Origin of the sequence: Collinsella sp. HCP28S3_B9, from assembly GCF_052066095.1 — a bacterium.
Classification (GTDB): Bacteria; Actinomycetota; Coriobacteriia; order Coriobacteriales; family Coriobacteriaceae; genus Collinsella.
Genome location: NZ_JBQHST010000005.1, coordinates 16,592 through 40,383, shown reverse-complemented (window position 1 = coordinate 40,383; position 23,792 = coordinate 16,592). Strand labels below are relative to the sequence as shown.

Genomic DNA, 23,792 nt, shown 5'->3' with positions numbered 1-23,792 from the left:
TTCTTAAGCACAGCACAAAAGGGGGCCGGACACAGCCCATTCGAGTTGCATCCGGTCCCGGCCTCGGCCCATATGTCCAAGACAGAAGCTCTTTTATGCCTCGTCTGCGACCTCGGGCGTAATCTCAGAAACGTCCTCGCCGGCGTTCTCCGCAGGCTCCTCCGCGTCTTCGCCGTCGAGCTCCTTCTTGTCGCTCTCCATGCGGGCAACGGCGCACACGCGGTCGTCATCGCTCACGGTCATCATCTTGACACCCTGCGTGGTTCGACCGGTCTGGCTGATCTCGTCGGTCTTGACGCGAATGACCGTCGCGCCCTCCGTCACGATAAACAGCTCATGCTGCGGGCCGACCGCCTTCATGGCCGCAAGGTTGCCCTTGCGCTCGGTCATTTGGATGGTGTAGACACCCTGGCCGCCGCGGTTTTGCTCCGGATAATCCGAGACCGGCGTGCGCTTGCCGTAGCCGCACTCGGTAATGACAAACAGGTCGCCCTCGCCGTTGGTGACCTCCATGCCCAGGACACTCACGCCGTCCTTCATGCCAATGCCGCGGACACCGCTGGTGTCGCGGCCGGTAGCGCGAACTTGGTCCTCGGGGAACATGATCGCCTTGCCCGCAGTGGTGGCCATGATGATCTTGTCGCCCTCGCGTACGCGGCGCACGGCGAGCAGCGCGTCGTCGTCCCTCAGGTTGATGGCGATTAGGCCATCGCGGCGGCTGCGATCATAGGCGCTCATCACGGTCTTCTTGACCATGCCGTTCTTGGTGGCAAACATCAGGTACTCATCGGCGGGGAACTCACGACAGCTAATGACGCTCGCGATCTTCTCGCCCTCCTCAAAGGGAAGCAGGTTGACGATTGCGGTGCCGCGCGCCTGGCGCGTACCAACCGGCAGCTCGTGCACCTTCAGACGGTAGACCTTGCCCTTGCTCGAGAAGAACAGCACATACTCGTGGGTGGACGCGATAAACATCTCGTCGATAACGTCGTCCTCTTTAAGGTTGACGCCCGACACGCCCTTGCCGCCGCGCTTCTGGGCGCGGTAAGCGGCCACCGGGATACGCTTCACATAGCCGGTGTGGGTGATGGTCACGACCATGTCCTCGTCGGCGATGAGGTCCTCGACGTCCAGATCCTTCTCGACCTGGCTGATCTCGGTGCGGCGCTTGTCGCCAAACTTCTTGGAGATCTCGCGCATCTCTTCCTTGATGACGCCCAGAATCTTCTCCTCGTGCGTCAGCAGGTCCTCGTAGTAGGCGATAGCACGGCGCAGGCCGTCCAGCTCTTCCTGGATCTTATCGCGCTCCAGGCCGGTCAGGCGACGCAGCTTCATCTCGAGGATGGCCGTGGTCTGCTCGGGCGTAAAGCCAAAACGCTCAATCAGGCGGCTGCTGGCCTCGGCATCGGTCTGCGAGGAGCGGATGATGCTAATGACCTCGTCGATATGGTCGAGGGCCATAAGGTAGCCCTCAAGGATATGTGCACGGGCCTGGGCCTTTTTAAGGTCAAAGTGGGTGCGGCGGGTGACTACATCGACCTGGTGGTCGATGTAGTGTTGCAGCATCTCGCGCAGGCTCAGGCATTTAGGAACGCCGTTGACGAGCGCCAGATTGTTGGCACCAAAGGTGGTCTGCAGCGAGGTGTACTTATACAGGTTGTTAAGTACGACCTGCGGGATAACGCCCTTCTTGAGCTCAATGACCAGACGGATGCCCTTTTGGTTGGACTCGTCGCGCATGTCCGAGATGCCCTCGATGCGCTTGTCGTTTACGAGCTGGGCGATTTTCTCCTGAAGGGTGCCCTTGTTGACCATGTAGGGAATCTCGGTAAAGACCAGGCGGCTGCGGCTGGTCTTGGTGGACTCCACATGGGCCTTGGCGCGCACGGTGATGGAACCGCGGCCGGTCTCGTAGCTCTGCCTAATGCCGGCGCTACCCATGATGATGGCACCGGTGGGAAAGTCCGGGCCGGGCATAATCTGCATGAGCTCGTCGACGGTGGCGTCGGGATTGTCGATCAGGTAGCAGGTGGCCTCGATCGCCTCGGTGAGGTTATGCGGGGCGATATTGGTGGCCATGCCTACAGCGATGCCTTGGCTGCCGTTAACCAGCAGGTTGGGGAAGCGTGCGGGCAGTACCACGGGCTCGGCGAGCGACTCGTCGTAGTTGGGCTGCCAGTCGACGGTATCCTTCTGCAGGTCGCGGAGCAGCTCCATGGCGGGCTTTGCCAGACGGCTCTCGGTGTAACGCATAGCTGCGGCACCGTCGCCGTCGATGTTGCCAAAGTTGCCGTGGCCGTCGATAAGCGGCGTGCGCATGGAGAACCACTGCGCCAGACGAACCATGGTCTCATAGACCGCGGAGTCGCCGTGGGGGTGGTACTTACCGATAACTTCGCCGACCGTCCAGGCCGACTTCTTGTGCGGGCGGTTGGGGTAGATGCCGCTCTCGTTCATGGCGTACAGGATGCGGCGGTGCACCGGCTTTAAGCCGTCGCGCACGTCCGGCAGGGCGCGTGCCGTAATGACCGACATCGAGTACTCGATAAACGACTGCTTCATCTCGCGGCCAAACTCCGAAATCTGGAGCTGGCCGCCGTTGATGTCCTCGCCGGCCGAGGCGCCGCGATCGACCGCGCCAAAGCTCTCCTCGAGCTCGGCGTCGTCATCCTCTTCCTCTTCATCCTCGACATCGGGGTTGTAGGAATCCGTATCGCCGTCCTCGCCCTGCTCGGCGCGGGCGAGCAGGCGCTTCAGATCATCGGGCATACCGGCGTCGCCGGCCTCGTCCATACCCTCGTTGCTGTTGATATCGTCTGCCACGTTACCTCCTCATGGTTTGCGTGGTCCATTAGTTCCCTACCACGGAGACGGCTTTTCCAGGTGCCGCAGATTCGCCCGAAAGAGGAGGGAAGCGTACTTGGGTACGCAACCGACGATTGAGGGCGAAGGTGCGGTGGCTGGGAAAGCCGAACAGGTTAGGCATCTAAGAAGCGTGCATCATGCGCGTGTTTTTCAATGTACTCGCGGCGATAGCCCACCTCGGAACCCATGAGCTCGCGTACGGCACGGTCCGCCACCACGGCATCCTCGATCGTCACGCGCTGCAAAATGCGGGTCTTGGGGTCCATCGTCGTCGAGGCAAGCTGCTTGGGGTCCATCTCACCCAGGCCCTTGTAGCGCTGGACGGTATAGCCCTTGCGCTTCTTGGTGATCTTGCCATCCTTGGCCTTGCCGTCCTCGTCGTTGTCGTCGGGGTTCAGGCCCAGGCTCTGAATGGTGTCGCGCAGAATCTCGTCTTCGGGCTGTCGGCCGTTGGGATACACGTAGTGGATCTTGTTGCGCACCTTAATGCCAAAGATGGGCGGGCAGGCAACATAGACATAGCCGGCATCGATCAGCGGACGCATGTACTTGTAGAAGAACGTCAGCAGCAGGATGCGGATATGCGCACCGTCGACATCTGCATCGGTCATGATGATGATCTTGTGGTAGCGCGCCTTGGTGATATCGAAGTCGCCGCCGTCGCCGGCGCTCGTCGTGACGCCGCAACCGATCGCGGTGATCAGCGACTGGATGGTGTCGCTCGAGAACGCACGATGGTCGCCCACGCGCTCGACGTTCAGAATCTTGCCGCGCAGGGGCAGAATCGCCTGGATGTCTCGGCGACGGCCGTCCTTGGCCGAACCGCCTGCCGAGTCGCCCTCTACGATGAAGAGCTCGGTCAGCTCGGCATCGCGCACCGAGCAGTCGGCGAGTTTGCCGGGCAGCGACGCCGTCTCGAGCAGGCTCTTGCGACGGGTCGCCTCGCGCGCCTTGCGGGCGGCGTTGCGGGCCTTGCAGGCCTGCTGCGCCTTCTTGACGATCTCGCGGGCGGGCTTGGGGTGCTCCTCGAGGTAGTCGGCAAGACCGTCGGTCACGATCTTGAGCGTAAGCGTGCGCATGTAGGAACTACCGAGCTTGGCCTTGGTCTGGCCCTCAAACTGCGGATCGGGCAGCTTGACCGAGATGACGGCCGAGAGACCCTCGCGCACGTCGTCACCGCTCAAGTTGGCCTCTTTCTCCTTAAGCAGGTTCTGCTTGCGGGCGTAATCGTTAATCACGCGGGTGAGGGCGGTGCGGAAGCCCTCGAGGTGCATGCCGCCCTCGGGGGTGTAGATGTCGTTGGCAAACGACATGACGTTCTCGCCATAACCGGCGTTCCACTGCAGGGACACCTCGACCTCGCCCATCTTGGCCACGGGCGCATCCGGGTCCGATTTACCCTCAATGTAGATGGGCTCCTTAAAGGCCTCGGGGACGTCCTTGCCGTCGTTGAGGAACTTGACGAAGTCGATGATGCCGCCCTCGTAGCAAAACTCCTCCACGCGGGGAGCCGCCTCACGCTCGTCAGTCAGCACGATCTTGAGGTTCTTGTTGAGAAACGCCGTCTCTTGCAGACGATTGTGCAGTGTATCGAAATCGTAGACGCAGGTCTCGAAGATCTCGTCGTCGGGCCAGAAGGAGACGGTGGTGCCCGTCGAATCCGAGGTGCCCACGACCTCCATCTTCTTGACGGTCTTGCCGCGCGAGAATTCCATCTCGTAGATATTGCCGTCGCGGCGCACCTGCACGACCACGCGCTTGGACAGGGCGTTGACAACGGAGATGCCCACGCCGTGCAGACCGCCGGAAACCTTATAGGCCGAGTTATCGAACTTACCGCCGGCGTGAAGGATCGTCATGACGACCTCGAGCGTCGGAATCTTTTTGACAGGGTGCTCGTCGACGGGGATGCCGCGCCCGTTATCGACGACCGTAATGGAGTTGTCGGCGTGGACCGTCACCTGAATCTCGGTGCAGAAACCGGCCATGGCCTCGTCGACGGAGTTGTCAACGATCTCCCACACCAGGTGGTGCAGACCGCTGGCGCTCGTCGAGCCGATATACATGCCCGGGCGCTTACGGACGGCTTCGAGACCCTCGAGGATCTTAATTTCGCCGCCATCGTAATCGTTTTCGTTTGCCACACGTCCTCCTTCGGTTAAGAAAATCTGTATAGCCTTACTATTTTATCGTAAAAAATACCCTCGGGGACGAGGGTATTTGCCTATACAAGGCCACCAGATGCGATTTAAGACTCTTTTTTGCTTTGCACGCCCTTGGCCCACTCGGCACTGGCCCTCATGGCGTTCTGGAGGGCCTCACGCAGTTTTTGGTCTTCGATGGGCGATACCTGGCGCTCGATCTCGGCGCGCTCGGCTTCATTCAGATCGGCATGCGGCGCGGGCGGGCGCGGGGGCGCGACCGGGCGCAGGCGCTCCTTTGCCGCGGGCGGCGTGTGGCCGGGACGGGTCGTCTTAAATACCAGGCCATCCACATGCGCGCCGGCACGCTCCATGCGTGCGCGGATTATCTCGCGCAAAAGTGTCATCTCCTGTGTCCACGAGGGCGAATCGAGATACACCAGCAGCTCGTTGGACTCGGGGAGATAACGCAGCCCCGTCACATGCCGGCCCTCGCGCGTGCCCGAGCATACCGCGTTCCAAGCACGGTAGACCGCACGCGATTCCTCGGCGGCCTCCATTTGCGCACGACGCTCGGGCGTAGCCGACGCCAAGATGCGCTGGCGCTCGGCACCCAAAAAGTCACTGAAGGCAGCCGTGCCGTTCTCACGCTCGTAATTAGCATGCCTCACCCATGCTCACCACCTTGGCTCGATCAAGCAACTCATCGGTAAAGTATCCCAAATTGGTGGTGGTTATGACTGTCTGGATGTCGTCGCCGATCAGCTGCAAAAAAGCGGCGCGGCGATCGCCGTCGAGCTCGCTCATCACGTCATCCAAAAGCAGCAGCGGGGCGGTACCCAGAATATCGCGGGCTACGGCCACCTCGGCCACCTTCCAGGCCAGAACCAACGTACGTTGCTGACCCTGACTGGCAAACGATCGGGCCGAGCGGCCGGCGACCGAAAACTCAATCTCGTCGCGGTGCGGACCCACGAGTGTCACGCCGCGGCGGATTTCCTCGTCGGCACGCTCGTCGAGCGCCGCGAGCATGCGCTCGTATGCCCAGCCCCTCAGCTCCTCGCGGTCATCGGTCTGGGGCAGCTCCCCCAACGTGGACGCATAGGCCACATCGGCCTCCTCCCCGGACGCAACCAGCCCGTAGGCATTGCGCACGTGGGCGTCCAAGCGATCGAGCAGGGCCAAGCGGTGCACCAGCAGGGCCGATCCGGCGCGGGCAATCGACTCATTCCACGCACCGAGCATCTCACGGCAGCACCATGTCTCTTTGAGCAGGGCGTTGCGCTGCGTCACGCAGCGGCCGTAGGCGCTTGCCAGATCGGCATAGCGAGCGCTCAGCTGCACGCCAAAGTCGTCGAGCGCGGCGCGACGCACGCTGGCACCACGCTTAACCATATCCAGATGATCGGGGCAGAACAAAACACTCGGCAGCACGCCGCGCACGCCAGAGGCGGCGCATCGCTTGCCGTTGCGGCTAAACGAACGCTTACCGTCCTCCACACATAGCCCCATGTCCAGCACGCGGCCATCGCCCTCGAGCCTAAGCTCGGCCTTGCACAAACCCGTGCCGTCGTGCACAAGCTCGACGGCAGTGGAATGCCTAAACGAGGCGCCGCTCGTTAGCAGCTGCAGCGCCTCTATGAGGTTGGTCTTTCCCGCCGCGTTGGGCCCCGCGAGCACCGTCACGCCATCGCTCAGTTCCAGGCGATAGCTATCGAAGCTGCGGTAGCGCGCGACGGAAAGATCGCGGGCGAACATGGCCATAGGGCGCCGCTAGATGCGCACCGGCATGACCAGGTACAGATAGTTGATCTTGTCGTAGGACTTAAAGATGCCGGCCTGCGAGTAGCTCTTGAGCTCCAGCGTGATCTCCTTCTCCTTGGACAGGGCGTTGAGACAGCCAAAGATGTAGTGGTAGTTAAAGGCAATGGTGCCCGACTCGCCCTCGGCCTCGACATCGATCGTCTCCTGCGCCAGATCCTGGTCATTGGAGATGGAGGACAGGCCCATCTGGCCGTTCTCGACATCGATCTCAAACTTGACGGCGGGGTTTGCGCTCGCGATGACCGCCACGCGCTTGAGGGCGGCATTAAAAGCCGCCACGTCGATCTTGACGCTCGTTACGCACGAATCGGGGATGAGCTGCTTGTAGTTGGGATACACACCCTCTATGCGGCGCGACACGTAGGTGGTGTTGCCGGCCTCAAAGACAACCTGGGTGTCGGTGGCACCGATCATAATGGTCGCCTGGCTCGCCATGATGCTCAGGGCGTCGTTGAAGGCATCGGCCGGCACGTTGAGCTCAAAGGAGCCCTCGAGCGTCGAGGTCTCCACCTGCGTATCGCACACGGCCAGACGGAAGGAGTCGGTCGCCACCAGGCGCACGGTGTTGTTTTCGACTCTCATATGCACACCGCCCAGGATGGGGCGGGCCTTGTCGGTCGAGGTGACGCGCCACACGCGGCTGACCATCTCGGACAGAATGTCGGTCGGGAGCTCAACGGCGCTCTCGATGGCATAGGCCGGGAACTCGGGGAAATCGTTGGCATCGAGCGTATTCAGGCGGAAGGAACTCTTCTCGCAACCGATCAGCACCTGGCGCTCCGAAAGCTCAAAGGTAACTGGGGCATCGGGAAGGGTCTTGGTGATGTTGGAGAGCATCTTGCAGGGGATTACCATCTCACCTTCCTCTTCCACATGTGCCGCGATGCGGTGACGAATCGAGATAGTGTAGTTAGAGGTTTGGAATTCCAAGATGCCGTCTTGTGCCTTGATGAGCACGCCCGACAGAATAGGGAGGGTGGATGCCGAAGCGACACCCTTCATGACGACGCCGATTGCTTGCGTAAGCGAGCTCTGGCTGACGGTGAACTTCATCTTTTAATACCTTTCTATAGATATAAATATCTTAATAATAGTAATAGTACTGACGAAACTGTTGATTACTCCCAAACATGCAGGTCAAACCCAAAAAGAGAATCGACAGTTCCCTGTGTGCAACAGGGGTCGTTTTCCACGTTCAAAACCTGCGCAAAACTTTTCATCGGAGCGGGCTGGGTTTTAGACACCTTATGCCCGCGGTTTCGACAAGTTTTCAACAGGTGTGCCTATTTCCCTACGAGCGCAGTGTAATTTTGTCTCGTAGCGATTTGAGGTCCTCGGTCACGGTCCGGTCTTCCTGGATCATCTTCTGGACTTTTTTGTAGCTCGTGCTGACGGTCGAGTGGTTGCGGTTGCCAAACTCCGCACCCACGGCGGTGGTTGTCATCTCGCACATCTCGATCGCTAGGTAGATGGCGATATGGCGCGCCTTGGCGATATTGGCATTGCGGCGCGGACCAATGAGCTCCTCATGCGTCACGCCGTACTGCTCCTCGATAACAGACTGAACTGTCTGCACGTTGATCTTTTTGGCCGACGTGTCGAAGTACTGGCTGGCGATGGCATCGATGTCGTCGAAGCTCAGCTCGCTACCCTCGCGCTCGCGGTCGCCCGCCTCCCCGGCGCAGCGCTCGCAGAAGCTCTCGAGCTCACGGATGTTGGTGCCCGATACCTCCGCCATGTGTTTAAAGTGCTCGTCGGTCAGATGTCCGCTGTCGCCACCGTAGGCCGCCAGCAGCGAGTCGTCGCCCGCCTCGGGCGCCGCCGCGATCGTGTTCTCGTAATAGCGCTGCAGAATCTTGTACTTCATCTCGTAGCTGGGCTCTGCTACCAAGCAGAGCATGCCGGCGTTAAAGCGGCTGGTCAGGCGCTCGTCCATGTTCAGGTCCTTGGGCGCACGGTCTGCGGCAATCACGACCTTCTTGTTGTTGCGGATAAACTCGTCCATGAGCTGGAAAAAGTAGTCCACGCTCGCGCGTTTGCCGATGATGTTTTGGATGTCATCGATGATGAGCACGTCCACGCCGTGGTATGCCTGCATGATGGGAGCGTTACTCTTCTTTTGGCGGTCGAATTCTGTCATCAGATCATCGATGTATGCCTGTGAGTTGGCGTATTTCACTTTGATCTCGGGCGACTTCTCGGCGAGCTCGTTTTTGATGGCGAGCAGCAGGTGGGTCTTGCCCAAGCCCGATTTGCCATAGATGAACAGGGATGTGCAAGTACCGCGTTCGTCTGCGAGTGCGGCGAATTTAAGCGCCGAACGATAGGCGTGGCTGTTTTCGGGGCCGTAGACAAAGTTTTCGAAGGTGAATTTTGAGTTGGCCACGAGGGGCGCGCCATCGGCGTTCTGCTCGCCCGGCGCAGCAGCCGCAGGCACGCTCACAGGCGATGTCGAGACTGGTTTTGCGCTCTTGGCGGGTGCCACGCCCTTCATCTGATTCATCATGCGGCGGAAATCGTCGGCCGACAGCGTGTTTTTGATCGCGACGCCCGGTTCTTCGCCCGGCGCCGCGTCGTGCGCGACGGGCATGTGTGAAACGCTGGGCGCGGTTGCTACCGGCACGGCTGTTGCGTGGGGCATGGTTTCACGGGAAACATCGCTCGCATTGGTCTCCGGAGCCGCCACGGGGGCGACGGTCGTCAAAGGGGGAGTGACGGGTGCCGCCCCTGTGGCGCCTGTCGTGGGACCCTGCGGGGCCACGATGTTGAGCGCGATCGGCGCAAAGGCAATCTCTTCTAGGTAGTGCTCGATAGTCGGCTGGTGCTTTTTGAGCTGCGCAATGGCAAAGCGCGACGGTGCCTCGATGGTCAAGGTGTCCTCGGTCAGGCTCACGGCACGCGATTGCCCCAACATGTTGATGAGGCGTGCATCTTGGCCGTCGCGCTGGCAAAAGGCGATGGCATCCTCCAGGATGATGCTTGCTTCCTCGTCCACTGTCTCTCCCGTTCCTTAACTTTGGGCACGCACGCGAGCGCTGCCGAGTTCGGTCAGATGGTATTTCTGACCGTGTTTGATTACCAAGCCGGCCTGCGCCAAGTCATTGAGTGTGCGTGACCACGTGGGCGCGGAGTTTCCAAATGCTCGCGCCAGGTCGGTGGCGCCGCACTCTTGGTTTTGAGCCAGATATCCCAGCGCCGCGTTGCCGCGCTCGCTCACAAATACGTCCGGTTGCGGCTGTGCGTATTGATTCGCCGCATTAGGATACATCATTTGAGCTGCTGGTTGTTGAGAACTCTGCATGGTTGGCATCGGCTGTTGAAAACTTTGCGGCCACTGTTGGTATGGCTGCGGCGGCATCTGCTGGGCCCAGGGATTGTACGGCTGCGGCATCTGCTGATACGGCTGCTGATAGCCCTGGGGATACTGCTGCATATATTGCTGGGAGTATCCCTGCTGCGGCATATATTGTCCCGGATATGCCTGCGGGTACGGTTGGAAGCCCATCTGCCGAGCTCCTTGCATGCCCGTCACCTGCTGCATCGCGGCTGCATCCGAATCGGCCGGGACCATGGACTCCGCCGAGCCTTGAGTTGTCGTCTGTCCCGCGGGCTGGGGGTCCTGCATGGGCGGCATGCCGGGTTGATGCATCTGCTGCGAAACCATGGGCTGTTGTAGTGGGGACGCGGCCATGGTTTGCTGCGGAGTCATCATTGCTTGCTGTGGAAATGCTCCCGGCAGTGGGTATTCCGACCCCTGGGCCTCGGGGCGCACGGCTGCCCCGCGCCCTCCCGCGCGCTCAATTTCCTGCACGCGCTTGGGGTCGAGGCTCACCGTGACGACGGTGCCGTTGCCCATGTTATCTTCGATGGAGACTGCCCCGCCGGCGTTTTCCAGGTATTCCTGCACCATGGGAAAACCTGCCCCGGTGCCGCGTATATACCGCTTCATCTTGCTGTTTGCGCTGGTGACGCCAAAGTCGAAGGCGCGCTCTTTGTCGTCGATGCCCGGACCTTGGTCGGCAAAGCGGATAGTTTCCCCGCCGTCCAGGATCGAGATAATGGGCTCGGCAAAGTGGGCGTGGATAAAGTTTTCGACAATCTCGCGGATAACCATGAGTGAGATGTGTCCGCCTTGCTCTTTCATGCACTGGTAGACGGTGTTAGTCGTCTCTTCCAGATACGTGCGGATGTCTTGCGGCTCGATGACGATCACGCGCGGGGTCGAAAGCATGTCGTCATAGACGGCGATGCGCGCCGCATACATGGTTTTCGGTGTCTGTTTCGATGTCTGCTCGCCCTCTTTGCGCTCTTCGCGTACGCCGTTGATGTGCTCGTTGTCGGGTGCCGGGTCACCGGAATCGACCATGGTGTAAAAGTCGTCAGACATGCCGCTCGCAATCTTTCAAAAGGTTTCGGATAAATAGTAGCTCACCGCGCAATGTTTCTCATCTTTCGACAAGTTTTCAAAACATGTTGAAAACTTTGGAAAATGGGCGAAAAGTTCTCAACATTGCCAACATGACCTGTCGAAAACTCGGTGAAATATCGTGAAAAGTTGGAGTCATACTCAAAAACTCATCCGGCTTATGGCGGAACCGTGTGAACTGCGCAACCTTTTACCTTTGATTTCTTGACATTTGAACATTGATTTCCCTACAATCTTCAAGCTCACGTGTCTATATCTGCGTCCGCGCCCTCGCGGACACTCGAAATGCAGCAGGAGGAACTTAAGATGAAGCGTACGTATCAGCCTAATAAGCGTAAGCGTGCCAAGACCCATGGCTTCCGTGCCCGTATGGCCACCAAGGGTGGTCGTGCCGTGCTCGCCCGTCGCCGCGCCAAGGGCCGCAAGCGTCTCACTGTCTAGCAGCGATACACACATCTCGCATGAAGACTATTAAGTCTCGGCAAGATTTCGAGCATGTGTTCAGTCAGGGGCGTCGTTTCAATCATCCTCTGATTCGAATGACCATATGTGAATCGGTTGGCGAAGGCGACTCTGGAAGGGTCGCCTTCGTTGGTGCTAAACGACTCGGTTGCGCAGTTGTGCGCAATCGTTCTAAGCGTGTGATGCGCGAGGCCGCCCGCAGCTGCGGATTTCCCGTTGCGGGTTATGACATCATCTTGTTCGCGACCCCCAAGACGAGGATCTCGTCGCCGGAGGAGATGAACGAGGCATTGCGTTCGCTTGTGATACGCGCCGGCGTTGCCGGGGAGGAGCGATGAGCAATCACGTTTTGCGACGTGTTGCCATCGCTCCTATTCGCATATATCAACAGGTTATTTCGCCCTTATTGCCTGACGCCTGCATTTATTATCCAACGTGTTCTCATTACGCCGTCCAGGCTATCGAGAAATACGGTGTTTGTAGAGGCTGCTGGCTTGCCGTGAGGCGCATCGCTCGCTGCAATCCCCTGCACGTCGGCGGTTATGACCCTGTGCCCTAGCGGGCACTCGCTATCGGAGGAAAAATTACATGTGGGATTGGATCGTTAACATCCTTTTCGAGCTGCTCAAGCTCATCCAGACCTTTGCGGTCGACTGGGGCCTGTCCATCATTATCCTGGTGGTCATCGTCCGTCTGCTGCTGACGCCGCTCATGCTCAAGTCGACCAAGTCGACGGCCCGTATGCAGGTGCTGCAGCCCAAGATGCTCGAGATCCAGGAGCGCTACGCCGACGATCCCCAACGTCAGGCCGAGGAGATGCAGAAGTTCTACAGCGAGAACAAGTTCAATCCGCTGTCCGGCTGCCTGCCGCTTCTGATTCAGATGCCTATCCTCATCGCCCTGTTTACGCTTCTGCGCAACCTGCCGCAGTACTTTAACGAGGGCACCTTCTCGTTCTTCAACATTCTGCCCGATCTGACTACCACGCCGAGTGCCTCTTTTGCCGATGGCTTTATGGTCGCACTGCCTGCGCTGGTTTGCCTGATTCTGTTTGCTGTCCTGACCCTGATTCCGCAGCTGTACATGTCGCGCAATCAGACTGGTCAGCAGGCCCAGAGCATGCGCATGATGGCCGTCGTCATGACCGTCATGATGCTCTGGATGGGTTGGAGCCTGCCCGTCGGTGTTCTTTTGTACTACGACGTGTCTTCTGCCTGGCAGGTCATCCAGCAGATCTTTGTGACGCAGAAGGTTATCGAGAAGGCTAAGGCCGAAGAGGAGGAGCGTCTTAAGAACGCCCCGCTGCAGGTTGAGGTCACGCGTCGCGAGAAGAAGCCGCGCCCGCACAAGAAGAAGTAGCGGTATAGTAATCTTATTTAGGTACCTAACTTTTGGAGTACGTTATGTCTGAAGAGATCGTCGAGGATATGCTTGAGGAGGTTGCCCCGCAGGCCGCGGGCGATTATCTCGAGATTGCACAGCGCTACAAGGCTGGTGAAGAGCTTACGGATGAAGAGCTTGACACCATTGCCGATGTTGCGATTTCTATTCTTCGTTCCATCCTTTCGCATTTCGACGCCGCCAACTCTCCTATCGATGAGTATGAGGGCGACGAGGGCGAACTGATTCTTGATGTAACGGCTCCCGACCTTGCCGTCCTAATTGGTCGTCATGGTCGCACCCTTGATGCCCTTCAGGTTATGTTCTCGCTGTTGGTGAGCCGCAAGCTTGGCTTTAGGTATCCGGTTGTCGTCGACGTCGAGGGATATAAGAGCCGCCGCCAGGACAAGGTTGCCTCTATGGCTCAGTCTGCTGCCGAGCGGGCAGTTCGCACTCACAAAAGTGTTTCGCTTCCTCCCATGAATGCCTATGAGCGCCGTCTGGTTCATATTGCTCTTCGCGGCAACGATGCCGTCGACACGCATTCTGAGGGTTCTGACCCCGATCGTCATGTTGTGATTGTTGCTCGATAACCTAAACGAGCTTATCTTAAGGGGGCGTGGTTTCCACGTCCCCTTTTTTTGTCAAAAGTTCTTGATACACTGATTTTTGTCAGATAGGAGTTTGTCTTGTTTGTACTAACCGATGAGCAGACAAGCCAGATGCTTAGTCGTCTAATTTCGTATTGCGAAGACTATTCTCTGAAGGTCTCCCATGATGCCCTACGCTCCTGTATTGAGCATCTTGATCTTGTTTTGGAGGCTAATAAGACCACCAATCTTACGCGCATCCTAAATATCGAAGATGCGGCTGTTCTTCATATTCTTGATTCGCTTGTGTTGCTTCCCTATATAGACATAGCTCCAGAAGGCGCTTTGTTAGACATGGGTACTGGTGCTGGGTTTCCTGGTATCCCTTTGACAATTGCTTGTGGACGTAAGGCTACCTATATCGATTCGGTTGGCAAGAAGGTTGATGCCGTCAACTCATTTGTTGAGGCTCTCGGTCTCAAGCATGCTCACGCGGTTCATGATCGTCTTGAAGAATATGCCCGAAGCCATAAGAAACAGTTTGCTGTTGTCACTGCTCGTGCACTTGCACCGTTACCAGTTCTCGTCGAGTATGCTTCACCATTTCTAATAGATAGTGGTCTCTTTGTTATTACTAAGGGAAACCCGTCAGACGTCGAACTTCAGTCTGGTCTAACTGCCGCTAGCATATGCGGGTTCACCACACTTTTGACAGATGATTTAGATTTGCCAAATGGCTTGGGTCATCGCGAGTTTATCATTCTAAAAAAATCTCGTCCGGCAGCTATTTCGCTTCCACGTGCTAATGGCATGGCGAAGAAGAATCCGCTTGCCTAGATGTTTCACGTGAAACATAATGGATAGTAATTACTTGTTATGTTTCACGTGAAACATAACAGATGATGAATCGGAATGTTTCACGTGAAACATCCTCCGTTTAACAGCTTAAAATACACCAGGAGGGACCGTGGGATTTCGCGACGTTAAGCGTTCAAAGAGCGCAAAAGACACGCGTATCATTGCAATCATCAATCAAAAGGGTGGTGTGGGTAAGTCCACCACAGCAGTAAACCTTGCAGCAGCACTGGGTGAACAGGGTAGAAAGACGCTGATTGTCGATTTTGATCCACAGGGTAATAGCACGAGCGGCTTTGGAATCGAAAAAGAAGAACTCGATAACTGCATCTATGATGCATTGCTGAATGATGTTCCGGCAGAATCGCTTGTTCTGGATACAAATTGCAGTAAGGTATTTGTAATTCCGGCTACTATCCAGCTTGCAGGAGCCGAAATTGAGCTTGTAAGCGCAATTGCACGAGAAACACGCTTGAAGGATCTGCTTGAGCCTGTTAAGGATGAGTTTGACTTTATTTTTATCGACTGTCCGCCTTCACTTGGCTTGTTGACCATTAATGCGTTGACGGCGGCGGACAGTGTTCTGATTCCGATTCAGTGTGAGTATTACGCACTCGAAGGTGTCACCAAGCTGCTTGAGTCGATGAAGATGGTCAAAACACGCCTAAATAAGAGCCTTGATACCTATGGCGTGCTTATGACGATGTATGATTCGCGAACATCGCTCTCAAATCAGGTTGTCGAAGAAGTGCAGTCGTACTTTGGCGATAAGGCATTTAAGACCTTGATTCCGCGTACGGTTAAAATATCAGAAGCACCGTCGTTCGGTGAGCCGGTAATTACATATGCGCCGCAAAATAAGGGTGCAAAGGCGTATATGAACCTTGCCAAAGAGGTGATCAAGCGTGCCTAGTCCTAGGAAGCGTGGCGGTTTGGGTCGCGGACTCAATGCATTGGTCTCCGAAGCAGAATATGAGACCGGTGGATCTGCGACGTCCGCATCCAATACTGCTTCGGAAACTAAACTTCCAATCGAAGATATCGTTCCGAATCCCAACCAACCCAGAATTCATTTTAATGAGACCGAGCTTCGAGAGTTGAGTGAGTCGATTCAGGAGCATGGTGTTCTTCAGCCACTTCTTGTACGCAAGCACGGTAATGGCTATGAGATTATCGCAGGTGAGCGCCGTTATCAGGCTTCTAAGCTCGCTGGACTTGAGGAAGTTCCTGTCATCATAAAAGATGTTGATGATGAACAGATGCTTGCGCTTGCATTGATTGAAAATCTGCAACGCTCTGATCTCAATCCCGTCGAAGAGGCTAAGGGATATCGACAGCTCATCGATGCGAGTGGTATGACTCAAGAGGCCTTGTCGAAGGCTGTTAGCAAGTCTCGCTCTGCAATCACCAATTCGCTGCGCCTACTTGATCTTCCGGAGGTTGTTCAGCAGATGATCTTTGAAGGTAAACTAACTGCTGGCCATGCTCGTGCAATTCTTGCAGTTCCATACGAAGATGCACGCATTAAGTTAGCTGATAAGGTTGTTGCGGAAGGATTGTCCGTCCGCGCGACAGAAAATCTTGCTCCGTTGTTTTCTGCCGGAGAGACACCAAAAACGCCTCGAACCGCAACGCCTCAGTCTTTTAAGAAGGCGGCACGCGTTCTGCGTCAGGTATTTAACACGAACGTTCGCGTAAAGAGCTCGCGCGGCAAGAACAAGATCGAGATTGAATTTAAGGATGAAGAGGAACTCTCTCGCATTCTTGACGAAATCATTCAGTTTGATCAAGGAGGTCAGGATGAGGAATAAAGTTCTGACTGCTGTCGCTTTGGCTGCTACTGTTGCAGTTGGCGCTTTTGCCGGTTATAAGATTGCGACAGATGATGAATTGCGTGGTCGTTTACTTCGCGGAGCGCAGGATATCGTTGATACCTCAAAAAAGAAAATGGATGTTATGACCGAGGACGTTGCCATGCGTACGGCTCAGATGACTAAGAATCCCAAGATCAACCAAGATTGGGTTAATCATCAATGGGAAAATGTAGGCTTTTAGGTACCTAACAATGACTCATCTATTCTGAAGGGTTCCTTGTCTGATCACCAGTACAGGGATCCCTAATATCGTCCTAAATAATACTGGACAATCGTATGATGCAGATAATCGATGAATATGAAACAGCCCCGGTTGCAATTAAGCAACCGGGGCTTTCTGATGTTTCACATGAAACGTTTAGGCTAGTCTCCCCTACGCGTTCTTCTGAACTTTGAAACGCTGCTTGAGTTGGCCACAAGCCGCATCGATATCGTTGCCACGAGAGTTGCGGATCGTGGTCTCGATACCACGGGACTCAAGACGGCGTTGAAGGTCTTCTACCTTATGGATCGGTGACGGCTTGAGCGGGCTGCCCTCAATATCGTTGAGCTGAATCAGGTTGACGTGGCACAGCGTGCCCTCACAGAAGTCGCAGAGCGCCTGCATTTCGGGGCTGGTGTCGTTGACGCCCTCGATCATGGCATATTCGTACGTCGGACGGCGGCCGGTCTTCTCGGTGTAGAGCTGCAGTGCCTCGTGAAGGCGCAGGAGTGTGTATTTCTTGACACCGGGCATGAGCTTATTGCGTGTGGACTGGATGGCGGAGTGCAGCGAGACAGCTAGGGTGAACTGCTCGGGAATGTCGGCAAACTTACGGATGCCAGGAATAACACCGCTGGTAGACACGGTGAGATGGCGCGCTCCAATGCCGATACCGTCGGGGTCATTAAGGGTGCGCAGCGCCTTAAGAACCTCATCGTAGTTGGCAAAAGGCTCGCCCTGGCCCATGAACACTACGCTTGTCGCGCGCTCGCCAAAGTCATTGGAAACGTGAAGTACCTGGTCGACGATTTCCTGGGCGGTCAGCGAGCGCCTGAGGCCGTTGAGACCGGTAGCGCAAAAAGCACAGCCCATTCCGCATCCGGCTTGGGTGGATACGCAGACAGAGAGCTTGTTACGACGGGGCATGCCGACGGTCTCGACAGAAATGCCATCGTGGTACTCGAGTAGGTATTTACGAGAGCCGTCTTTGGACACCTGCTTGGTGAGCTCGGTCGGCGTGTCGAAGGCAAATGCCTCCTTTAACTGCTCGCGGAAAGCCTTGGGAAGGTTGGTCATATCGTCAAACGAACAAACGTTCTTCTCAAAAACCCATTCAATGAGCTGCTTCGCGCGGAAAGCGGGCTGGCCGAGTTCGGCCACGAGCTCGCGAATATCGTTTTGGCTCAAGTCGCGAATGTCCTGAGATTTAGTCCTGGGATTCATGGAAGCCTTTCGATTTTGGGGAAACGTAAGGGGTATCGCTACAATATGGTATCAGCTGCAGAAATCATAGAGGAGGAGTCTGCCCATGCCGGGTAAAAGCCTAGAGAACATGCACGTAGCGGTCTTGGCGGGCGGCCATTCCGCCGAGCGCGAGATTTCGCTCAATTCGGGAAAGAACGTCGTGGTGGCCCTAAAGGAGGCTGGCTACACTTCGGTGGAGCTGCTCGATACGGCTGCCGATGATTTTATGGTGACTATGGCAACTGGCGATTTTGACGTGGCGTTTATCGCCATGCACGGCGCCGGCGGCGAGGATGGCGCCATGCAGGGAGCCATGGAGACGCTGGGTATCCCCTATACGGCGTCGGGTGTGCTCGCCAGCGCGTGTGGCGCCGATAAAGAGGTTTCAAAGCTTCTGTATGCCAAGGCAGGCATCCCCATTGCCCCCGGTTTGGCGCTTGAGGCGGGCGACGAGGTTGATATCGATCGCATCGTTGAGATTTGCGGCGAGCGTTGCTTTGTAAAGCCCGCCGTCAACGGCTCCAGCTACGGCATCTCCCTGGTACACGAGCCCTCTGAGCTGCCTGCCGCCATCGCCAAGGCCTTTGAGTACGGCGATAAGGTGCTGGTCGAAAAGTGCATCGAGGGAACCGAGATTACCGTAGGCGTCTACGGCGAGGATGACGTGCGCGCCCTGCCGATCGTCGAGATTCGCAAGCCTGAGGACTGTGAGTTCTACGACCTGGATGTGAAGTACGTCGATCCCACGGATATCCACCGTATTCCGGCGCAGATTTCGCCCGAAAACTATGCTCGTGCCCAGGAACTAGCCTGTGCGGCCCACAAAGCCCTCGGCTGTCTGGGCATTTCGCGCAGCGATTTTATCGTGAGCGAGGACGGCCCCGTCATCCTCGAGACCAATACGATTCCCGGTATGACCGATACGTCGCTGTATCCGGACGAGATTCGTCATACCAAAGACATGACCTTCCCGCAGGTCTGTGACAGTCTGATTCGCATGGGTCTCCGTCGAGCGGGCATTGCATGCTAATCGAGGACGCTGTATCTCCTGGAACGCCGCAGTTTGTCATTGATTCCTATGCAACGCTCGCCGAGCGTGCCCGCACACAATCATTTGGCCTTATCGAGGAGGATGTTATCGTCCTCGATACCGAGACCACGGGTCTTTCGGTCCAGGACAACGAGCTTATCGAGATTTCCGCGGCCCGTCTTTCGGGCCGCGAGGTCGTTGACCGCTTTGACACGTTTGTGCATCCCAAGCAGCTGATCCCTGCCGAAATCACTAAGCTCACAAGCATCACAAACGCCGATGTGGCCGATGCCCCCTCGGCTGTAGAGGCCGTGGCAGCGCTCGCCGATTTTGTGGGCGGGTGCCCGGTTATCGCGCACAATGCCACGTTTGACCGATCGTTCATCGAATCGGTCAAGGGCGGTGTCAACGTCAGCGACATCTGGATTGATTCGCTGGCACTGTCCCGTATCGCGCTGCCGCGCCTGGCATCGCACAAGTTGTCCTTTATGGCCGATCTGTTTGGCTGCGACTCCGTGTCGCACCGTGCAAATGCCGATGTCGATGCCCTGTGTGGGGTGTGGCGCGTGCTGCTGGTTGCCCTTACGGACTTGCCGCAGGGCCTTATGGCGCGTCTGGCGGATATGCACGCGGATGTTCCTTGGTCCTATCGTCCCATTTTCTCGTATTTGGCAGGTCAAAACCCCGGCTCGATTTTCTCGCTTGCCGCCGCCCGCGCCGACGTGCTCAAGGCCGATCGCGCCGATGATCGCGTGGATGCCGACGAGCTGCCGGTTCTTAACATGCCGAGTCGCGAAGAGATTGAGGCGGATTATGCCCCTGGTGGCCTAGTCAACCGCATGTATCCCACATATGAGCCGCGCGACGAGCAGATTGCCATGGCGCTCGAGGTGCGCGACGCGTTGGTTACGGATACGCATCGCGTGATAGAGGCCGGTACGGGCGTCGGTAAATCGATGGCGTATCTCGTGCCCTTTGCCGAGGCCGCCCGCCGAAACAACATTACCGTTGGCATTGCGACCAAATCGAATAATCTTGCCGATCAGCTTATGTACCACGAGCTGCCAAAACTCGCCGAACAGCTGGACGGAGGCTTGTCATTCCGTGCGCTCAAGGGATATGACCACTATCCGTGCCTGCGCAAACTCGAGCGCATGAGCCGAAGTCAGGCCGAGATTACCACCAAGCGCGATCCTGCCGACACGCTCACAGCGGTTGCGGTGATCATGGCGTATGTGTGCCAATCTGCCGATGGTGACCTCGATTCGCTCGGCATTCGCTGGCGCAGCGTCAACCGTCCCGACTTTACGACGGCCTCACGCGAATGCGCTCGTCGCCTGTGTCCGTTCTTCCCCGATAAATGCCTCGTCCACGGTGCCCGTCGTCGCGCGGCGCATGCCGATATCGTGGTCACAAATCATTCCCTGCTGTTTCGCAACGTTGCGGCCGAAGGGAGAATTTTGCCTCCCATCCGCCACTGGGTAATCGACGAGGCCCATTCCATCGAGCGCGAGGCGCGCCGCCAGTGGGCGCGCGTGGTCTCGGCAGACGAATCTCGTGTGCTATTTGAGCGCCTTGGCAGGTCGAGCTCCGGTGCATTGAGCCAGGTATCTCGTGATTTGGCGATATCCGAAGGCTCCACGCTTTATCTGGGGCTCACCGCGAAGGCGACGTCTACGGTCGCACGCGCGAGCATGGCACTCGCCGAGGTGTTTGACGGCGTGCGTGAGCTCGGCCGTCGCGCTCGCGGTGGCTACGACAGCGCAAATCTGTGGATTGGCCCCGAGTTGCGCGAGTCGGATGACTGGCATGACTTCTTGCAGTCTGCCAGCGCTGCTATCGATGCCCTGGAGCAGGCGGATAAAAATGTTGCCGCGTTGGTGCAGGCTGTCGCTGCCGATAAACCCGAGGTCGTCGTCGACCTGGGCGATATTTCGCGCCGTCTGCACGAGCTGGCCGAGAACCTCAAGCTCATCATTGACGGCACCGACGAGCATTATGTGTACTCCCTGCAGGTCAACCGCCGCCTACGTGCGGGCGGAGAATCCATGACCGCCGAGCGCATCGACATCGGCGAGGCCCTGGCGAACGAGTGGCTGCCCGAGGTGCATACGGCCATCTTTGCCTCGGCAACCATGACGGTGTCCAAGAGCTTTGAGCACTTTAACCATGCCGTAGGCCTCGATCGCATTGGCGCTTCGGCATCCTCGTCACTACATCTGGATTCGAGCTATGACTTCGATTCGAACATGGCCGTAGTCGTGGCGGGGGACATTCCCGACCCTCGCGACCGCGAGGGCTACCTGTCCGCGCTCGAGCGCGTGCTGGTCGATGCCCATCTTGCCATGGGCGGGTCGGTGCTCACGCTGTTCACCAATCGCCGCGATATGGAAGACCTGTACGCTCGGGTTGAGCCCAAGCTGGCGCGTGCCGGCCTGGAACTCAATTGTCAGCAGCGCAATTCGTCTCCCCGTCGCTTGCGCGATCGCTTTATCAACGAGTCGACCTCGTCGCTCTTTGCTCTCAAAGCATTTTGGGAGGGCTTCGATGCCAGCGGCGAGACGCTGAGATGCGTCATTATCCCCAAGCTGCCATTCTCGAGCCCCACCGATCCTCTCTCGTGCGAGCGCAATCTGCGCGAGGACCGCGCCTGGGTACGCTACTCGCTGCCCGAGGCGGTTCTCGAGGTCAAGCAGGCGGCCGGTCGCCTGATTCGTTCATCGACCGATTGCGGCGTGTTGATTTTGGCCGACCCGCGTCTGGTGACGAAGGGTTACGGCAAGAAATTTCTGACATCGCTGCCTACGAGCTCGTATCAGCGCATCGAAACGGCGCAGATCGGCCACTATCTTCAGTTATGGCGCCAAGCGCACGAACGCCATCGCTAAGAACGGAAGGCCAGTGCCTCGGCGGCATCACATAGGCGCTTTGAAAGGGCGGGGTCGTCTGCGATGCGGATGGCTCCGCCCGCTGCGATAATCTGGCTAAACAGCCAGTTTTCGGAGCTATAGCAAACGGTCACGCTTGCCGTACCCTCCCCATCGGCTTTAATTGACCTGATACCTGCCCACCTCACGCGTTCTGCCATATCGAGCGGCATCAGGAGCTTAACGCTCTGGCTTGCCTGTGCAAGGGAATCGTGCAGGGACGTGGTTTCGGTCGTGTGACGCACGACGGAGTCTTCCGTCAGCAGAAGCTCCTCGATCTTGTCCATACGGTAGGAGCGCTGCCCGTCTGCCTCGACATCCCAGGCAATCAGGTACGTTTGGTCGCCGTTGGTCGTGATCTTTAGGGGGTCGATCAATCGCCTGCGTGGATGCTGGTCGTCCAGGGAGCGGTAGGTGACGAGGCATCGCACACCATCCTGAATTGCACAGCAGAGTTGCTGCCAATAAGATCCGCGGGCGACGGTATCGACAACGCGTTGGTTGTATCCGAGTTCCGCCGGAAGGAGTGCGCGCCGGATGCGCGCCGCCGCGCACTCTTCGATTCCGAGCGACTCCAATTCATGGTTGAGTACGGCGCCCTCGGCGGCACTCAGGCGAAGCGGCAGCACACGGCCCGCATCGCCGATGAGAACCACACGTTCATCGCGGCATTCGCAAATGATGCGCGCGCCCGATTCGCGGTCTGCGAGCGTCGAGATGATGCCGATGATCTCGTCGAGCGAAGCTCCGGAGATATCGAAGCGACTGCAGATTTCGTCTCGCGTCATGCCCGCCTCGCCGGCGGCATAGAGTGCCTCCATAATGTCAATGGAGCGCGAGAGCCTTTGTTCGCTGGTGAGCTTACGCACGGCCATGAGCGCTCACTGTCCTTTCGATGAGGCGGTTCCACGCCTGCTTGAGTTCGTTGGGCGCTACGGGCCTCATACCGTCAACACTGTGTTCCATGCAAAATGACGCCGCCGCATTCAGGTCGCGAACGTCAACGGTCCAGGTCCAGCCGTCTTTGGCGTGCTCGAGCCTTCCTCGCCCACGTGTGAGGCCGTGGACCATGTCGGATTGAGCCTGCGGAGCAAACGAGAAAGTTGCCGTGACGGGCTGGCAATCGGAGAAATCGAATTCAAAGAAGAGGTAATCGTTGAGATTGAAGTCTGCGGGAATGGCGTAGGCCCGCGATGGACGCCACGCACGAACGATGCGATCGCAGCGAAAGGTTCTGATTTTTCCGGTGGCGTCATCTAGGCCGCAAAAGTAGGCCGTTCCTTCGCGCTCGAACATGCCGTAGACGCAAACAGTGCGTTGTCGTTGCTCACCCCGTCCGTTTTGATACAAAAAACGCAGCGCGCATCGGTCGGCAAACGCGCTCCATACCGCATCGACCGTCGGCGAGTGAACAACGGGGGGCTCGGCCGTATTCGTCTCGCCGGTAAGATAGGCAATTTTGGAGCGTATGTCGGCGAGCGGGGTCGCAAAGGCCGAAGAGCCCGTGGTGAGGGTCTGATCGATAGCGTTTAGCAGAATGTCGGCATCGTCTGCGGTGATCAAGCCGCCCGCGGCAAACGTATGCTCACGGTCGATTGTCCAGGCGCTCTCCTCGGTCTCCTGGGCACCCGCGGCGCGAACTTCCTTGATCACAATGCCCCGCTCGAGCAGCTTGTCGCGGTCGCGGCGAAATTTTCGCTTATCCGAGTCGACGTTGCCCGATCCGTAGCCTAGGTCAGAATCCAGCACGATCTGCTCGGTAGTTAAGGGCTCGGGGGAACTGTTGAGGACAAAGAAAAGGTTGAGGATACGCTGGGCGGTTTTGTCGAAACCGGGTTCTGGCGCATTTGTTTTGTTTGTCGCGGTCATATCGCTTACCGTCATAGAATCCTCGCATGGGAAGGTTATTTGATGCCATGATTTTAATCCGATATGGAGATTAGGCTATATCCTTGTCCGCTCAGTGCGTTA

The 23,792-nt window shown here is 57.4% G+C and carries 21 protein-coding genes; 11 read left to right on the top strand and 10 right to left on the bottom strand.

Features of this window, described 5'->3' with window-relative positions; translation table 11 throughout:
• Positions 1-93 precede the first annotated feature (93 nt).
• From gyrA to ACTNBB_RS02245, 7 genes are all read right to left on the bottom strand, one after another.
• Positions 94-2,793, bottom strand: coding sequence for a DNA gyrase subunit A (gene gyrA, locus ACTNBB_RS02275; protein ID WP_441056472.1), 2,700 nt, complete (start codon positions 2,791-2,793; stop codon positions 94-96).
• A 185-nt stretch (positions 2,794-2,978) separates the two neighbouring features.
• Entirely contained in the window at positions 2,979-5,009 is a 2,031-nt protein-coding gene (gene gyrB, locus ACTNBB_RS02270; RefSeq protein ID WP_427748157.1) for a DNA topoisomerase (ATP-hydrolyzing) subunit B, read from the bottom strand.
• 104 nt (positions 5,010-5,113) lie between these two features.
• Positions 5,114-5,677, bottom strand: coding sequence for a DciA family protein (locus ACTNBB_RS02265; protein ID WP_441056457.1), 564 nt, complete (start codon positions 5,675-5,677; stop codon positions 5,114-5,116).
• A complete protein-coding gene (recF, locus tag ACTNBB_RS02260) occupies positions 5,664-6,770 on the bottom strand; it encodes a DNA replication/repair protein RecF (protein ID WP_427729030.1) in 1,107 nt (368 codons plus the stop codon). The genes ACTNBB_RS02265 and recF overlap by 14 nt, the downstream gene beginning before the upstream one ends.
• Positions 6,771-6,779: 9 nt before the next feature.
• Positions 6,780-7,883, bottom strand: a complete 1,104-nt coding sequence (dnaN, locus tag ACTNBB_RS02255; RefSeq protein ID WP_427748154.1) for a DNA polymerase III subunit beta — start codon at positions 7,881-7,883, stop codon at positions 6,780-6,782.
• A gap of 238 nt (positions 7,884-8,121) precedes the next feature.
• Entirely contained in the window at positions 8,122-9,825 is a 1,704-nt protein-coding gene (locus ACTNBB_RS02250) for a DnaA ATPase domain-containing protein (RefSeq protein WP_441056458.1), read from the bottom strand.
• Positions 9,826-9,840: 15 nt separating this feature from the next.
• Positions 9,841-11,217, bottom strand: coding sequence for an ATP-binding protein (locus ACTNBB_RS02245; protein ID WP_441056459.1), 1,377 nt, complete (start codon positions 11,215-11,217; stop codon positions 9,841-9,843).
• 345 nt (positions 11,218-11,562) lie between these two features.
• Here ACTNBB_RS02245 and rpmH point away from each other — a divergent pair, with 345 nt between their 5' ends.
• The 9 genes from rpmH to ACTNBB_RS02200 all read left to right on the top strand — a co-directional run bounded on the left by rpmH (position 11,563) and on the right by ACTNBB_RS02200 (position 16,598).
• A complete protein-coding gene (gene rpmH, locus ACTNBB_RS02240) occupies positions 11,563-11,697 on the top strand; it encodes a 50S ribosomal protein L34 (protein WP_019127408.1) in 135 nt (44 codons plus the stop codon).
• A 20-nt stretch (positions 11,698-11,717) separates the two neighbouring features.
• On the top strand, positions 11,718-12,056 hold the full coding sequence (gene rnpA / locus ACTNBB_RS02235) for a ribonuclease P protein component (RefSeq protein WP_154516785.1): 339 nt from the start codon (positions 11,718-11,720) through the stop codon (positions 12,054-12,056).
• Positions 12,053-12,277, top strand: a complete 225-nt coding sequence (gene yidD, locus ACTNBB_RS02230) for a membrane protein insertion efficiency factor YidD (RefSeq protein WP_154516787.1) — start codon at positions 12,053-12,055, stop codon at positions 12,275-12,277. The genes rnpA and yidD overlap by 4 nt, the downstream gene beginning before the upstream one ends.
• Before the next feature lie 29 nt (positions 12,278-12,306).
• Positions 12,307-13,077 carry a YidC/Oxa1 family membrane protein insertase gene (locus ACTNBB_RS02225; protein ID WP_441056460.1) on the top strand — a complete coding sequence of 257 codons (771 nt, stop codon included), beginning with the start codon at positions 12,307-12,309 and terminating at the stop codon, positions 13,075-13,077.
• 44 nt (positions 13,078-13,121) lie between these two features.
• Positions 13,122-13,691 (top strand): Jag family protein, encoded by a 570-nt coding sequence (locus ACTNBB_RS02220; RefSeq protein WP_154516793.1) that lies wholly within the window; start codon positions 13,122-13,124, stop codon positions 13,689-13,691.
• Positions 13,692-13,787: 96 nt separating this feature from the next.
• Positions 13,788-14,525, top strand: coding sequence for a 16S rRNA (guanine(527)-N(7))-methyltransferase RsmG (rsmG, locus tag ACTNBB_RS02215; protein ID WP_441056461.1), 738 nt, complete (start codon positions 13,788-13,790; stop codon positions 14,523-14,525).
• A gap of 130 nt (positions 14,526-14,655) precedes the next feature.
• Entirely contained in the window at positions 14,656-15,456 is an 801-nt protein-coding gene (locus tag ACTNBB_RS02210; RefSeq protein WP_427729019.1) for a ParA family protein, read from the top strand.
• A gap of 19 nt (positions 15,457-15,475) precedes the next feature.
• Complete coding sequence (locus ACTNBB_RS02205; RefSeq protein ID WP_441056462.1) at positions 15,476-16,354, top strand: ParB/RepB/Spo0J family partition protein; 879 nt, start codon at positions 15,476-15,478, stop codon at positions 16,352-16,354.
• Positions 16,344-16,598, top strand: coding sequence for a hypothetical protein (locus tag ACTNBB_RS02200; protein ID WP_154516796.1), 255 nt, complete (start codon positions 16,344-16,346; stop codon positions 16,596-16,598). The genes ACTNBB_RS02205 and ACTNBB_RS02200 overlap by 11 nt, the downstream gene beginning before the upstream one ends.
• A gap of 192 nt (positions 16,599-16,790) precedes the next feature.
• On the opposite strand, the gene rlmN is transcribed toward ACTNBB_RS02200, so the two are convergent.
• A complete protein-coding gene (gene rlmN / locus ACTNBB_RS02195) occupies positions 16,791-17,843 on the bottom strand; it encodes a 23S rRNA (adenine(2503)-C(2))-methyltransferase RlmN (protein WP_441056463.1) in 1,053 nt (350 codons plus the stop codon).
• A gap of 85 nt (positions 17,844-17,928) precedes the next feature.
• On the opposite strand from rlmN, the gene ACTNBB_RS02190 reads away from it, so the two are divergent.
• Both ACTNBB_RS02190 and ACTNBB_RS02185 read left to right on the top strand, forming a co-directional pair.
• Complete coding sequence (locus ACTNBB_RS02190) at positions 17,929-18,894, top strand: D-alanine--D-alanine ligase family protein (RefSeq protein ID WP_427748142.1); 966 nt, start codon at positions 17,929-17,931, stop codon at positions 18,892-18,894.
• A complete protein-coding gene (locus ACTNBB_RS02185; RefSeq protein WP_441056464.1) occupies positions 18,888-21,782 on the top strand; it encodes a helicase C-terminal domain-containing protein in 2,895 nt (964 codons plus the stop codon). Before ACTNBB_RS02190 ends, ACTNBB_RS02185 begins: the two co-directional genes overlap by 7 nt.
• Here ACTNBB_RS02185 and ACTNBB_RS02180 read toward each other — a convergent pair.
• A complete protein-coding gene (locus ACTNBB_RS02180; RefSeq protein WP_441056465.1) occupies positions 21,779-22,696 on the bottom strand; it encodes a helix-turn-helix transcriptional regulator in 918 nt (305 codons plus the stop codon). The two genes, ACTNBB_RS02185 and ACTNBB_RS02180, sit on opposite strands and share 4 nt — an antisense overlap.
• A complete protein-coding gene (locus ACTNBB_RS02175) occupies positions 22,683-23,705 on the bottom strand; it encodes a helix-turn-helix transcriptional regulator (RefSeq protein ID WP_154516810.1) in 1,023 nt (340 codons plus the stop codon). The genes ACTNBB_RS02180 and ACTNBB_RS02175 overlap by 14 nt, the downstream gene beginning before the upstream one ends.
• Between the last annotated feature and the right edge of the window lie 87 nt (positions 23,706-23,792).